Origin of the sequence: Amycolatopsis palatopharyngis (genome assembly GCF_003385185.1) — a bacterium.
GTDB classification, from domain to species: domain Bacteria; phylum Actinomycetota; class Actinomycetes; order Mycobacteriales; family Pseudonocardiaceae; genus Amycolatopsis; species Amycolatopsis palatopharyngis.
Genome location: NZ_PQHZ01000004.1, coordinates 154,023 through 167,213, shown reverse-complemented (window position 1 = coordinate 167,213; position 13,191 = coordinate 154,023). Strand labels below are relative to the sequence as shown.

Sequence of the window (13,191 nt, the reverse complement as noted above, 5' to 3'; positions counted from 1 at the left end):
GTCACAAACCGTACGATCCCCCTCGATCGATCAAGCCGACGCGATGACGCGGCGGTGCGCCAGGACGACAGCGCCGGCGGCACCGCGACGAGCAGGAGGACAGATGGCTGACTTCTTCATCGGCGGCCAGTGGGTCAACGCCAGGGAAGGCAACACCAGGGAGATCCGTTGCCCGGCCAATGGATCACTGGTCGCCACGGTCGCCGAAGGCACCAGGGAGGACACCGAGGCGGCCATCGCCGCGGCTCGCACCGCCTTCGACAGCGGTCCCTGGCCCGCCACCCCCGCCTGGGAACGCGGCGACGTGCTGCTGCGCGCGGCCGCCCTGCTCGAACAGCGCAGGGACGCCTTCGCCCGTGCCGAGTCGCTCGACACCGGAAAACGCCTGGTGGAGAGCGAACTCGACATGGACGACATCGCCGCCTGCCTGCGGTACTTCGGCAAACTCGCGGGCCAGGACGCTGGCCGTGTTGTCGACACCGGGGATCCGGACGCGATCAGCCGGATCGTGCACGAGCCGGTCGGTGTCTGCGGACTGATCACGCCGTGGAACTTCCCGCTCCTGCAGACCGTGTGGAAGGTCGCGCCTGCCCTCGCGGCGGGCAACACCTTCGTGTTGAAACCGAGCGAGCTGACGCCGAGCACCGCGATCCTGCTGATGCGCCTGCTCTCCGACGCGGGCGTCCCCGACGGCGTGGCGAACCTGGTACTCGGCGCGGGGGCCGAGGTGGGCGCGCCGTTGTCCGAGCATCCGGACGTCGACATGGTCTCCTTCACCGGCGGGCTGACGACCGGACGCCGCGTGGCGGCGGCCGCCGCGGCGACCGTGAAGAAGGTGGCACTGGAACTCGGCGGGAAGAACCCCAACGTCGTGTTCGCCGATGCCGAATTCGACTCCGCGGTGGACTACGCGCTGACCGCGATCTTTCTGCACTCCGGGCAGGTCTGCTCCGCGGGTGCTCGGCTGGTCGTGCAACGCGAGATCCACGAGGCCTTCGTCGACGAGTTGGTGCGCAGGGCCGAGAAGATCCGTCTCGGCGGGCCGTTCGACCCCGATGCCGAGACCGGGCCGCTGATCTCCGCGGAGCACCTGGCGAAGGTCGAGACCTATGTGGCCGGTGCGCTCGAGGAGGGTGCGGTGCTGCGGACCGGCGGCGGGCGCCCGGAGGGCGAGCAGTTCGCGGATGGCTACTTCTACCTGCCCACGATTCTCGAGAACGTTCCCCGCGGCGGGCTCGCGGTCTCCGACGAGTCCTTCGGGCCCGTGCTCACCGTCGAGACGTTCACCGATGAGGACGAGGCGGTCGAAATCGCGAACGACACCATCTACGGGCTCTCGGCCGGGGTTTTCACCACCGATGCCTCCCGCGCCCAGCGGGTCGCGAACCGGCTGCGCCACGGCACGGTCTGGATCAACGACTTCCACCCGTACCTGCCCCAGGCGGAATGGGGCGGCTTCAAGCAGTCCGGCTTCGGCCGCGAACTCGGTCCCACCGGCCTCGCCGAGTACCAGGAAGCCAAGCACATCTACCAGAACCTCAAGGCCGGACCCAGCGGCTGGTTCTCCGACGGCCCGGTGACCGGCACGGACGAGGAGGCGGGCAAGTGAGCAAGGAGTTCGACTACGTCGTGGTCGGCGGCGGAACGGCTGGATCGGTCGTGGCCGCCCGCCTTTCCGAGGACCCGAACGTCACCGTCTGCCTCCTGGAAGCCGGACCGTCCGACGTCGGCGACCCCGCGATTCTCGAACTCGACCGCTGGATGGCACTGCTCGAGTCCGGCTACGACTGGGACTACCTGGTCGAACCGCAGGAGTCCGGTAACTCCTACCTGCGCCACGCGCGCGCGAAGGTGCTCGGTGGCTGCTCCTCGCACAACTCCTGCATCGCCTTCTGGGCGCCTGCCGAGGACCTCGACGAATGGGCCTCTCTCGGCCTTTCGGGCTGGTCCTCGGCCGACATGTTTCCTCTGTACAAGAAGCTGGAGACCAACGACGGGCCCGGCGAGCACCACGGCCGTTCCGGCCCGGTCACCATCCGGTCGGTCCCGCCCCGTGACCCGACGGGTGCGGCGCTGCTTGAGGCCTGCGAACAAGCAGGGATCCCGCGCACCGAGTTCAACTCGGGAAAGACCGTCACCCACGGCGCGAACTGGTTCCAGATCAACGCGAGGGAGGACGGGACCCGTTCCTCGGCGTCCGTGTCGTACCTGCACCCGATCATGGGTAACCGGCCGAACCTGGAGATCCGCACCGGCGTCCGCGCGAAGCGGCTGACGTTCGAGGGCACCCGCTGCACGGGGGTCGAGGTGCTGACGGAGGACCTGCTGCACAGCGAGGAAATCCGGGCACAGCGCGAGGTCGTCCTCAGCAACGGTGCCATCGACAGCCCGAAGCTGCTGATGCTGTCCGGGATCGGGCCCGCCGAGCACCTGCGAGAGGTCGGGGTGGACGTGCTGGTGGACTCCCCCGGTGTCGGGGAGAACCTGCAGGATCATCCGGAGGGGCTGGTCCAGTGGGATGCCCGCAAGCCGATGGTCACCGACTCGACCCAGTGGTGGGAGATCGGCATCTTCACCACCACGGAGGACGGGCTCGATCGGCCAGACCTGATGTTCCACTACGGCTCGGTGCCCTTCGACCTGAACACCCTGCGCCACGGGTACCCGACGACGGAGAACGGCTTCTGTCTCACGCCGAACGTCACGCGCAGCCGTTCCACCGGTTCGGTTCGGCTACGCACCCGCGACTTCCGGGACAAGCCGAGGGTGGATCCGCGTTACTTCACCGACGAGCACGACGTGCGGGTCATGACCTACGGCGTGAAGCTGGCGCGGGAGATCGTCTCCCAGCCCGCGATGTCCGAATGGGCAGGCGCGGAGCTCGCGCCGGGACCGGATGCCAGGACCGACGACGAGATCGCGGACTACCTGCGCAAGACGCACAACACCGTCTATCACCCCGCGAGCACGGTGAAGATGGGCGCCGGCAACGACCGCTTCGCCCCGCTGGACGAACGACTGCGGGTCCGGGGCGTGGACGGGCTGCGGGTGGCTGACGCGTCGGTGATGCCGTTCCTCGTCGCGGTGAACCCGTGCATCACCACGATGGCGATCGGCGAGAAATGCGCCGAGCTGATCGGCCAGGACGCCCGGTGAGGTGAGGCGTGCGCCGAGCCATCGGCGCACGCCCTCCGCGGGCCGAAGGATTTCACCCGCGACATCACCTGGTACGCGTGCGTTCCCGCTAGCCCCAGGACAAGGCCGTGTACAGGAACGTCAGCACGGTACCGGGCCCGAGCAGAACACAGAGGCCCATTCCGCCGTAGAACGGCCTGTCCGTCACGAGCATCGCCACCAGCAACCCGGCCGCGATCACGACGGAAATAAGCAACAGCGCCAGCACGACAAAAGACATGTATCGGTCCTCCGCACGGGAAAAGTTCGGCAAAGCCGGGTGGCGTCATCCGCCATTACCGGCAGCACTGACACACCCGGAAGAATGAGTGGAATACGGAATCGACGGCCCCGTTTACCCGCCGCGGCGGCACTGCCCGGAGATACCGCGCGCAGTGGCGCGACCGGGTCAGAGTTGGCTCGTCTGGTTCACGCGGACGGGGGCGCTCGAGACGACTGACCTGTCGGCGCCGCGGCCGCCATCGCCACCCAGCGGGCCTCGCCGACACACGAAAATCGTCTCAGCGAGCGCTCATCGTTGACCCGGTGGCACACTGCCCAGCAGGTGTCCGGCAGCACGGTGGCAGGCGCATACCGCGCCATATCGGAAAGCCGCGGCTGATCCTGACCGTCGTCGTGTATCGGCGGCGTGAGCGATGCCAATTCGACGACAGTCGTTATCCGCTGCTGGCCCGTGTATTCGTCAACGGAAGCGCCCGCCGGAGTCCCGCCCGCACCGAACAGCACCAGCAACACGGCGAGAATGAGACCTAATCGGCCCGTCCTCGTCCGTGCCCGCACGTACCGGCTCCTCACCGACGACATTTTCCCTGACCGCCACACCTTACGGGGAACAGAAAATCGACCGGCAACTGTCCCCGCGGCTGGGACACGGATTGGCACTCACCGAAAGGCGTTGAGCGCCTTTCGGCGCACCCCGAGGTCCGCCGCGTTCGCCGCGGCCCGCCCGGCGCCCCACCCCTCGGGATTGCTCGCCGTGGTGCGACGGGAGACGGTGCGCGGGAACAGCTCGGTGAACAGCTGGTCCACCTCCTGCTCCCGGCGGGCGAGCACCGGCAGGAGCCGTTCATCGCGCACCTGTTCGGTACTCACCCGGTCCGCCTCCCGCAACCGCTCGCCGATCCGGGCGGCGTAGGCCAGCAGAAACGCGTGCCGGAACGACCTGAGGCGGGACTGGCCCGACGTGCCCGCGTGCCTGCCCGCGACCAGCATCGCCTCGGTGGCCTGGACGAGCAGGGAGGTGGCCAGCAGTTCGGCGATGTCCAGGTCGACCTCATGGCCCACCAGCACGGCGAACTCCAGCCGTTCGTAGGACACCACTCGGCAGCGGTTCGCCCCGGCCACCGCCGAAACGAGGTGGGCCTTCGGGCCGAGATACGGACTGTCCAACCAGATCCGGCGCACCGAGCCCTGCGGGCCAACTCGGGCGGGGTCGTCCACCAGCGCCCGCTCGACCGAGTAGCGGCTCATCAGTTCCTGGGCCTTGGCAGAGAGCGTCTCCGCCTCTTCCGGGAACTGGCTTGACTCCGCCTTGGCCAACAGTGCCCGCACCTTGGCGAGCATCCGTTCGTCCACACCGGACCTGTGCGCGGATTCCCGGGCCGGTACGGGTAAGGCGGGCAGACGGCCCCACAAGGCAGCGAGGCGGAGGACGACCCAGACGGCCGCCGGGCCGGCCAGGCGATTCCGGCGCGCCCACTGCCCGAGGTGTGGCCGATCCCGTTCCCACCACACGGCGGCACCGAGCCTGCTCAACTGCTCGCGCTGTGCGCTGGTCACGGTGGCCGCGGCCCGGCGGGCGTTGTCGGCGGCGAGCGTGTCGACCAACAGGCTCTCCGCGAGCCGGTCCAGCTTCCTGCTGGTCACCTGCCAGAGATCCGTCGCCGACCAGCCCTGCATCCGTAGCATCGCGGCCAGTTCGACGAGCACCAGGTCCGCCGCGGCCTCCACCGAACGCGGCGAGTCCGCGTACCGCTTCTCGACCTCGCTGACGGCCTCCGCGGCGCGAAGCGCGGCGGCCAGCCTGATGGCGTCCACCGCCGCCCGCACCCGGTCGTCTCCGTTCGCGTGCTGCTCCCCCATCGACATGTCTCTCCCCTTTGTACGCACGAATGCCGTCCGGTCCGTGAGCCTGCCGGACACCACCGACAGTTCCGGCGTCACGCTCGCAACAGGGCCACGCACTCCACGTGATGGGTCATCGGGAAAGCATCGAAGGCTCGCAGTTCGTCCAGGTGGTAGCCGTGGCTCGCGAACGTGGCGACGTCCCTGGCGAGCGCGGCCGGATCGCATGCGACGTAGACGACCCGGTCGGGCGCGCCCGCCACGATCGAACGGACCACGGCGGCACCCGCACCCTTGCGGGGTGGGTCGAGCACCACCACCTCCGGCCGTTCGTCGACCTCGGCGAGTACCCGCTCGACCTGCCCGGCCCGCCAGCGCACCTGAGGCAGGTCCGAGAGGTTCGCCTCCCCGTCGGCGACGGCACGCCGTCCCGACTCCACGGCGAGCACCCGGCCCTCGCGACCGACCTGGCCGGCCAGCACCGAAGCGAAGAGACCGACCCCGGCGTAGAGGTCCCACGCCCGGCCACCCACCGGCGCGTCCGCCCACTCACCCACGACGGAGGCGAGCACATCGGCGGCAGCGGGATGCACCTGCCAGAACCCGTGGGCGGCCAGCCGCCAGTCCCGTCCCGCCGCGTGTTGCACGGCGATTCCACCCTTGACCTGGCGCGACCTGTCTCGTCCGCGCACGGTGGTCAGCTCACGCAGATGCCCACGCCCTTGCCCGTCGCTGGTGACCTCCAGTTCCGTCCCCGGACGCCAGGTCTTCGCCAACGCCTCCTCCACCGCGCCGGGCACCGAGATCGGGCATCCGGCCAGCGGGATGACCCGGTGGCTGCGATGCGCGCGTAGTCCCGGCCTGCCCTCGGCATCGGCGACCAGCCGGACGCGGCTGCGCCAGCCGAGCGGGCCCCCTGGCAGGGCCTCTACCTCGACCGTCCGATCGAGTCCCGCGAGACGTCGCAACTGTTCACTCACGACCTGGGCCTTGAGATCGCGCTGCGCCTGCGGTTCCGCGTGCTGCCAGTCGCAGCCACCACAGAGTCCGGGAGCGGCCAGTGGGCAGACCGGCTCCACCCGGTGCGGCGACGAGCGCAGCACGCGGATCGCGTCCGCCCTGCAGAAGGACCCACCCTTGTCCTCGGTGATCTCCGCGAGCACTATCTCGCCCGGCAACGCGTGCCGCACGAAGACAACTCGTCCCTCCACTCGCGACACACAGTGGCCGCCGTGGGCCACCGCGCCGACCTCCAGCTCCACGGTACGGCCCGACCAGTTCTCCGCGTGCCGCTGCTCGCTCACCGTTCCGGGTCCTTCGCGTCGCGTGTGCCTTTTGTACCCTTTGTGCCCTTTGTGCCCTTTGCGTCCTGACCGTTCGATCCGGAGATCCGCCTGGCTCCGTACAGTCCGCGCCGCACGTCGCCGGCGGCCGGCCGCTCACGCTTCGCCCGGCTGGAGCGGCGCTTGGACGACTCGAGCTGCCACGGAACGCTGGTCACCATCACTCCGGACTGGAACAGCAGCCTGCCCTTGAGTCGCAAGGCGCTCTGGTTGTGCAGCAACTGTTCCCACCAGCGTCCGACCACGTACTCCGGGATGAAGATGGTCACGACGTCGCGCGGGTTGTCTCCCCGGACCCGCCGGACATAGTCCAGGACCGGCTTGGTGATCTCGCGGTAGGGCGACTCGACGACCTTCAACGGAATCGAGAAGCCGTGCTTTTCCCAGTCCTCCACCAGCTTCTTGGTGTCCACATCGTCCACATTGACCGTGACCGCCTCCAGGACATCGGCTCTGGTCGCCTTGGCGTAGGCCAGTGCCCTCAGGGTGGGACGGTGCAGTGTGGACACCAGCACGATCGCGTGGTTGCGGGACGGCATCACGGCAGGCTTGCGATCCACGTCCCGCAGCTCCTCGGCGACCCGGTCGTAGTGTTTGCGGATCGCGGTCATCAACCAGTAGATGGCCGCCATCGCCACGATGGAGATCCAGGCGCCCGCGAGGAACTTCGTCACCAGCACGATGACGAGAACGGATGCGGTCATGAAGAGACCGAAGGAGTTGATGGCCTGTGATCGCCGCATCCGCCGCCGCGCCTCGGGGTCGGTCTCCGTGGCCAGCAATCGGTTCCAGTGCCGGATCATCCCGCTCTGGCTGAGCGTGAACGAGACGAACACACCGACGATGTAGAGCTGGATCAGCTGTGTGACCTCGGCCTCGAACACGACCACCAGCAGGATCGCGAATCCTGCGAGAAAGAGAATTCCGTTGGAAAACGCGAGCCGGTCGCCGCGGGTGTGCAATTGCCGGGGCAGATGCCGGTCCTGGGCGAGGATCGACCCCAGGACCGGAAACCCGTTGAAGGCGGTGTTGGCCGCGAGCACCAGGATGAGCCCGGTGAAGAAGATGATGAACCAGACACCGGGCGAGAAACCGGTGAAGACCGCATTGGCGAGCTGGGCCACCAGCGTCTTCTGTTCGTAGCCCTCCGGCGCGTTGACCAGTTGTGTCTCCGGGTGCTCGGCCATCACTGCTCCGGTCACCCTGGCCAGGAAGAGCAGGCCGAGGAACATGGTGATCGCGAGCACGCCCATCATCAGCAGGGTGGTCGCGGCGTTGCGCCCCTTCGGCTTGCGGAAGGCGGGCACGCCGTTGCTGATCGCCTCGACCCCGGTCAGCGCGGCACTGCCGGAGGAGAAGGCGCGCAACACCAGGAACACGAGCCCGAACCCGGCGAGGTGGGTGCCTTCCTCCTGCAGGATCAGATCGGCGCTCTCCGCGCGCACCTCCTCGTCGAGGACGAACACCCGGATCGCGCCCCAGATGATCATGCCGAGAATGCCGACGACGAACGCGTAGGACGGAATGGCGAACGCCTTGCCGGACTCGCGGACACCACGCAGGTTCGCGGCGGTGAGCAGCAGGATGGCTGCCACCGCGAACTCGACCTTGTGGGCGGCGACGAACGGCACCGCGGAACCGATGTTGGCGGCGGCCGCCGCGATGGAGACCGCGACCGTCAGGACGTAGTCGACCAGCAGTGCGCTGCCGACGACCAGACCCCATTTCGGTCCGTGGTTGACCGTGGCCACCTCGTAGTCACCGCCGCCGGAGGTGTACGCCTGCACGTTCTGCCGGTACGAGGCGACCACCGCGACCATGACGAGGACCACCACGAGCCCGATCCACGGGCTGAACACGTACGCCGACGCTCCCGCGATGGAGAGCATGAGGAGGATCTCCTCCGGCGCGTACGCCACGCTGGACATGGGGTCGGAGGCGAAGACGGGCAGCGCGATGCGCTTGGGCAACAGCGTGTGGGAGAGCCGGTCGCTGCGGAACGGCCGGCCGAGCACCAGCCTCTTCGCCGCAGTGGTGAACTTGGACACCGGAAAAGGGTAGATCGTCTCACCGGAGGTGCCGACGCTGGCCGCTCGCGGCGCGGTTCGCCTTGCGCACGCACCCCGCGCAGGGACACCGGCGCCGATCTCGCGGTACGTTCTCCACTGGCGTGGGCGCGAGCGAGGGTTTCCGCGGCCTGCGAAGTCCGGGTTGTACTGTGCCGCCGGGCAGGCGACGCCGACAGGAGGAGGCAAGGCGTGCACGTGGTGATCATGGGATGCGGCCGGGTCGGTGCGTCCCTGGCCGCTGCGCTGGAGCGACTCGGGCACGAGGTGGCCGTGATCGACAAGGACAAGCAGGCCTTCCGCAGACTCGGCAGTGAGTTCACCGGTCAGCAGGTCATCGGGGTCGGCTTCGACCGGCAGGTGCTCGTCCAGGCCGGAATCGAGCGCGCGGGCGCCTTCGCCGCGGTCTCCAGTGGAGACAACTCCAACATCATCTCGGCCAGGGTGGCGCGCGAGACCTTCGGTGTGGAGCACGTTGTCGCCAGGATCTACGACCACAAGCGCGCTGCCGTGTACGAGCGCCTGGGCATCCCGACGGTCGCGACGGTTCCGTGGACCACGGATCGTTTTCTGCGCACGCTGCTGCCCGATGGAGTGGCCACCTCGTGGCGCGAGCCCTCGGGCACGGTCGCCCTACTGCCGTTGCCTCTGCACGAGGGCTGGGTGGGGCGCAGTGTGCGGGACCTGCAACGCGCCAGCGGTTGCCGGGTGGCGTTCATCATGCGGTTCGGGACCGGCGTGCTGCCGAACTCCAAAACCGTGCTGCAGGCGGACGACGTCGTCTACGTGGCCGCACAGTCGGGCACGATCAGTGACGTCACGAACGTGGCCGGGCGAGCCCCGGAGGAGGAAAACTGATGCGGGTCGCCATAGCCGGAGCGGGTGCGGTCGGCCGGTCCATCGCGACCGAATTGGTCGATGCCGGGCACGTGGTGATGCTCATCGAACGCGAGTCCGGACAGTTCATGCCGGAGACTGTCGAGCAGGCCGACTGGGTGCTCGGGGACGCGTGTGAGGTGTCCACTCTCGAGGAGTCCGGGATCCAGCTGTGTGACGTGGTCATCGCCGCGACCGGCGACGACAAGGTCAACCTCGTGGTGTCGCTGCTCGCCAAGACGGAGTTCGCCGTTCGCCGGGTTGTGGCCAGGGTGAACAACCCGGCGAACGAGTGGTTGTTCACCGACTCCTGGGGCGTGGACGTCGCGGTCTCCACCCCGCGAATGCTCGCGGCGATGGTCGAGGAAGCGGTCAGCGTCGGCGATCTGGTCCGGTTGATGACCTTCCGCCAGAGTCAGGCCAACCTCGTCGAACTGACGTTGCCCGAGGAGACGCCGCTCGCCGGCCGCCCGGTGCGCGATCTCGACCTGCCCCGGGACGCGGCACTGGTGACGATCCTGCGCGGCGACCGGGTGATCGTTCCGCAACCCGAGGACCCGCTGGAGCCCGGTGACGAACTCCTGTTCGTCGCGCATGCGGATGTCGAATCCGACATCCGCACCGCCCTCGGCTACTAGCGCACGGGGTGTCTGCAAGTACCACCAAGCAAGATCGAGATCGCCGCTGACCGCTACCGACCGGTGGTGTCCCGGCGCCCGGTCAGGCTTCCTGGGGCGGCGTCTGGCCGTACTTGGCGCGCAGCCGGGCCTCGACGTCGGCCTCCTCGGCCGCGCGGGTCTCCTCGATCTCCTTGAGTCGCTTGTCCGAACGGCGAACCGCCCAGACCACGACCAGCAGCGCCAAGCCGTACAGCGGGTATCCCATGGCGATCTTGGCGAAGGCCAGCCAACCGGTGTGGTCCTCGTCGTAGAGCCACCGCTGCACGATGAACCGCGCGGCGAACACCGCGGTCAACGCCAGCGTGGCGATATCGAAGTCACGCCTCGACCGCTTGTCCTGCCGCCAGGCCATGCCAGCGCCGTTGAGGGCGTTCCAGATCACCCCGGCCAGCGGCCAGCGCACCAGGACCGAAATGAGCAACGCGCTGCCGTACACCACGCTCGCCCAGATGCCGAAGAGGAAGAAGCCCTTCGCCGATCCAGTCCGGTACGCGAGGAAAGCAGCGATCGCGACACCGAAGAAGCCCGAGATGGCCGGCTGCAGCGGTTCCTTGCGCACCACCCGGACCACGGTGATCAGCACGGCGCTGCCGAGGGCGCACCAGATACCGGCCTGCAGCCCGAACAGGGAGTTGGCCAGGACGAACACGACGACCGGAAGCGAGGAATAGGCGAGTCCCGACACGCCACCCATCTGCTCGAGCATCGTCGGTGCGGCCGCGGGCCGCTCGGCGTCCTCCGAGTCCTCCCCGTCTTTCGCGGCCGTGCCGCTCGCCTTGTCGGCGTCCTCGACGTCCTCGGTGTCCGGCTTGGTGTCCTGATCACCGTTACGGGCGGGGTCACTCACGATGCGCTATCACTCATTCACGTCGGTTCGGGCAACCCGCCAGCCGCTACGACGTCGTCGTCTGCAGTTCGTAGTACGGGTTGTACAGCACCTTGCGACCGTTACGGTCGGCCATCCGGCCGCGCACCTTTATCGTGCGTCCTGGCTCGATGCCCGGAATACGGCGGCGACCAAGCCAGACTAGCGTGACGCCGTCGGTGCCGTCGAAGAGCTCGGCCTCCAGGGTGGCGGCCGCGTTGTTCGGACACAGCTCCACGGTGCGCAGCCTGCCGAGGACGGTGACCTCCTGGCCCGAACGGCAGTCGCACGCTCGCTGGGCCCCGCCTGCCTCCGACTTCTCGGACAGGTCGTGTGCGTCGAGATCCTCGACTTCGCTGGTCAGCTTACGAACCAGCCGGCTGAAGTAGCCGCCGTCTTTGGCGGGCATATGCGGTGCTCCTGTGCTCCGGGGCCCCCGACAAACTCACGGCCCGTGCAGATCCAGCGTAACTCTTTCCCGGCAAGGGAAGCTGCTTTGCGTCAGGATCGCAACGTGACGTCCGCAATGCTTGTGAAACAAGCCGTGTTACTGCCCGGTACGGGCTCGGACGAGGTGTTCGTCCGCTCAGTGTTCGCCGGACCGCTGCGGGCCCTCGGGGTGCGGGTACACACTCCGGCGCCGCCGCGTGGCAGCGATCTCGTCCGGGGCTATCTGGCCGAACTCGACTCGTTCGCGGCCGACGCGCCCGGGACCGTCCTGGTGGGCGGAATCTCGCTCGGCGCACACCTGGCGGCCGAGTGGGCGGTGCGCAATCCGGACCGGTGCGCCGGAGTACTCGCCGCACTGCCCGCGTGGATCGGACCCGCGCGGCACGCACCCGCGGCCGTCGCCGCGGGCATCTCCGCAGACCTCGTGGAACGTGAGGGCCTCGAGGCCGCGCTGGCGATCTCGACGGCGGAGGTCGAACCGTGGCTCGCGGCCGAGCTGCGCCGGGCGTGGCGCAGGCAGGGCGACGGTTTGATCGCCGGCCTGCGCGCCGCGGCCGCGCATCCGGGACCGAGCAGTAGCGATCTCGCCGGTCTTACGGTCCCGGTCGGCATCGCTGCCTGCGTCGACGACCCGGTACATCCCGCCGCCGTGGCGTGGGAGTGGGCGGCGGCACTGCCGAGGGCGACCGTGCGGGAAACCACCCTGGCCACGCTCGGCGCCGAACGGGAGTCGCTCGGGCGGGCGGTGACAGCGGCCTGGACCGACACCCTCAGGCACCCTCGCAGGTGAACGGGCCGTCTGCGCCGAACACGGTGGTGGCGAATCGTTCGCCGATGCGGCGGTGCGTCTCCGCTTCTGGGTGCAGCTGATCGGGCAGCGGCGACCCGGCGAAGTCGGCCTCGCCGTAGAGTTCGCGGCCGTCGAGGTAGTGCAGGTTCGGGTCCTCGGCCACCCGCTGCCGCACGACGCGGGCCAGTTCGTCCCGGATGACGTTGAGCGTCAGCTTCCCCGCGGCGCGCTCGGCGGGGTCACCGGTGGCCCGGAACCGCGGTTTCCCCGCGTTGAAGTCCACGGCACTGGGCCCTGGAGTGTCCTCGTGGATGGGGCACAGGATCGGCGAGACGAGCAGTAGCGGCGTGCTGGCATGGCCTTCACGGATGGTGTCGAGGAAGCCGTGCACCGCGGGCGTGAAGGCCCGCAGCCGCAGCAGATCGGCGTTGACCAGGTTGATGCCGATCTTGATGCTGATCAGGTCCGCGGGGGTGTCCCGCATGGCGCGGGCGGTGAACGGGTCGAGCAGGGCGCCTGACCTGCCAGGCCGCCGTCGACGAACAGGTCGTACACGCCGTCAGGGCGAGGTGGGAGATCCCGATATCCCACCTTGGTGCGGAGGGTGTCCAGCTCGATGGCGGTGGCCTGAGTACGGAACACCAGCCGCACGCCGGAGGGCTGGGCCTCCGACATGGCCAGCTGCCCGTCCGAGCACTGCGCACGGGCCCGGGCAGGCAGCCTGTGCGGGAGCAACCCGTGTTAGGTGCGCTCCACCTCGAGTGCGCCCCGCAGAAGGTCCGCGGTGACGGGCGAGCTGTAACAGCCGGGAACGGAGTGTGGACGCGCGCTCATGATCGCAGGCTCGCAGCCGGGTACCGGT

Annotated in this window: 12 protein-coding genes and 1 pseudogene; 5 read left to right on the top strand and 8 right to left on the bottom strand. The window is 68.8% G+C overall.

The genetic code is table 11. The features are described 5' to 3' along the window. The first annotated feature begins 103 nt into the window (after positions 1-103). A complete protein-coding gene (locus D0C15_RS04460) occupies positions 104-1,609 on the top strand; it encodes an aldehyde dehydrogenase family protein (protein ID WP_116041044.1) in 1,506 nt (501 codons plus the stop codon). After that, positions 1,606-3,156, top strand: a complete 1,551-nt coding sequence (locus D0C15_RS04455) for a GMC family oxidoreductase (RefSeq protein ID WP_116041043.1) — start codon at positions 1,606-1,608, stop codon at positions 3,154-3,156. Before D0C15_RS04460 ends, D0C15_RS04455 begins: the two co-directional genes overlap by 4 nt. A gap of 88 nt (positions 3,157-3,244) precedes the next feature. Here D0C15_RS04455 and D0C15_RS33945 read toward each other — a convergent pair whose 3' ends face one another. From D0C15_RS33945 to D0C15_RS04435, 5 genes are all read right to left on the bottom strand, one after another. After that, on the bottom strand, positions 3,245-3,415 hold the full coding sequence (locus D0C15_RS33945) for a hypothetical protein (protein ID WP_162829895.1): 171 nt from the start codon (positions 3,413-3,415) through the stop codon (positions 3,245-3,247). 188 nt (positions 3,416-3,603) lie between these two features. After that, on the bottom strand, positions 3,604-3,930 hold the full coding sequence (locus D0C15_RS33940) for a hypothetical protein (protein WP_162829894.1): 327 nt from the start codon (positions 3,928-3,930) through the stop codon (positions 3,604-3,606). A gap of 147 nt (positions 3,931-4,077) precedes the next feature. After that, complete coding sequence (locus D0C15_RS04445; RefSeq protein ID WP_116041121.1) at positions 4,078-5,277, bottom strand: DUF2786 domain-containing protein; 1,200 nt, start codon at positions 5,275-5,277, stop codon at positions 4,078-4,080. 77 nt (positions 5,278-5,354) lie between these two features. Then, positions 5,355-6,563, bottom strand: a complete 1,209-nt coding sequence (locus D0C15_RS04440; RefSeq protein WP_116041041.1) for a class I SAM-dependent RNA methyltransferase — start codon at positions 6,561-6,563, stop codon at positions 5,355-5,357. Beyond that, a complete protein-coding gene (locus tag D0C15_RS04435) occupies positions 6,560-8,650 on the bottom strand; it encodes an APC family permease (protein ID WP_116041040.1) in 2,091 nt (696 codons plus the stop codon). The genes D0C15_RS04440 and D0C15_RS04435 overlap by 4 nt, the downstream gene beginning before the upstream one ends. 210 nt (positions 8,651-8,860) lie before the next feature. On the opposite strand from D0C15_RS04435, the gene D0C15_RS04430 reads away from it, so the two are divergent. Continuing rightward, positions 8,861-9,526 (top strand): potassium channel family protein, encoded by a 666-nt coding sequence (locus D0C15_RS04430; protein ID WP_116041039.1) that lies wholly within the window; start codon positions 8,861-8,863, stop codon positions 9,524-9,526. Next, positions 9,526-10,182, top strand: coding sequence for a potassium channel family protein (locus tag D0C15_RS04425; RefSeq protein ID WP_116041038.1), 657 nt, complete (start codon positions 9,526-9,528; stop codon positions 10,180-10,182). The genes D0C15_RS04430 and D0C15_RS04425 overlap by 1 nt, the downstream gene beginning before the upstream one ends. Before the next feature lie 82 nt (positions 10,183-10,264). Here the strand turns inward: D0C15_RS04425 and D0C15_RS04420 are convergent, their stop codons facing one another. Beyond that, positions 10,265-11,071 (bottom strand): DUF3159 domain-containing protein, encoded by an 807-nt coding sequence (locus D0C15_RS04420; protein WP_245975557.1) that lies wholly within the window; start codon positions 11,069-11,071, stop codon positions 10,265-10,267. A gap of 46 nt (positions 11,072-11,117) precedes the next feature. Next, entirely contained in the window at positions 11,118-11,498 is a 381-nt protein-coding gene (locus D0C15_RS04415; RefSeq protein ID WP_116041037.1) for an OB-fold nucleic acid binding domain-containing protein, read from the bottom strand. 105 nt (positions 11,499-11,603) lie between these two features. Here D0C15_RS04415 and D0C15_RS04410 point away from each other — a divergent pair, with 105 nt between their 5' ends. Beyond that, on the top strand, positions 11,604-12,329 hold the full coding sequence (locus D0C15_RS04410; protein ID WP_245975556.1) for an alpha/beta fold hydrolase: 726 nt from the start codon (positions 11,604-11,606) through the stop codon (positions 12,327-12,329). Here D0C15_RS04410 and D0C15_RS04405 read toward each other — a convergent pair. Then, positions 12,310-13,163: pseudogene (locus D0C15_RS04405) on the bottom strand (SGNH/GDSL hydrolase family protein). The gene D0C15_RS04410 and the pseudogene D0C15_RS04405 overlap by 20 nt on opposite strands. Between the last annotated feature and the right edge of the window lie 28 nt (positions 13,164-13,191).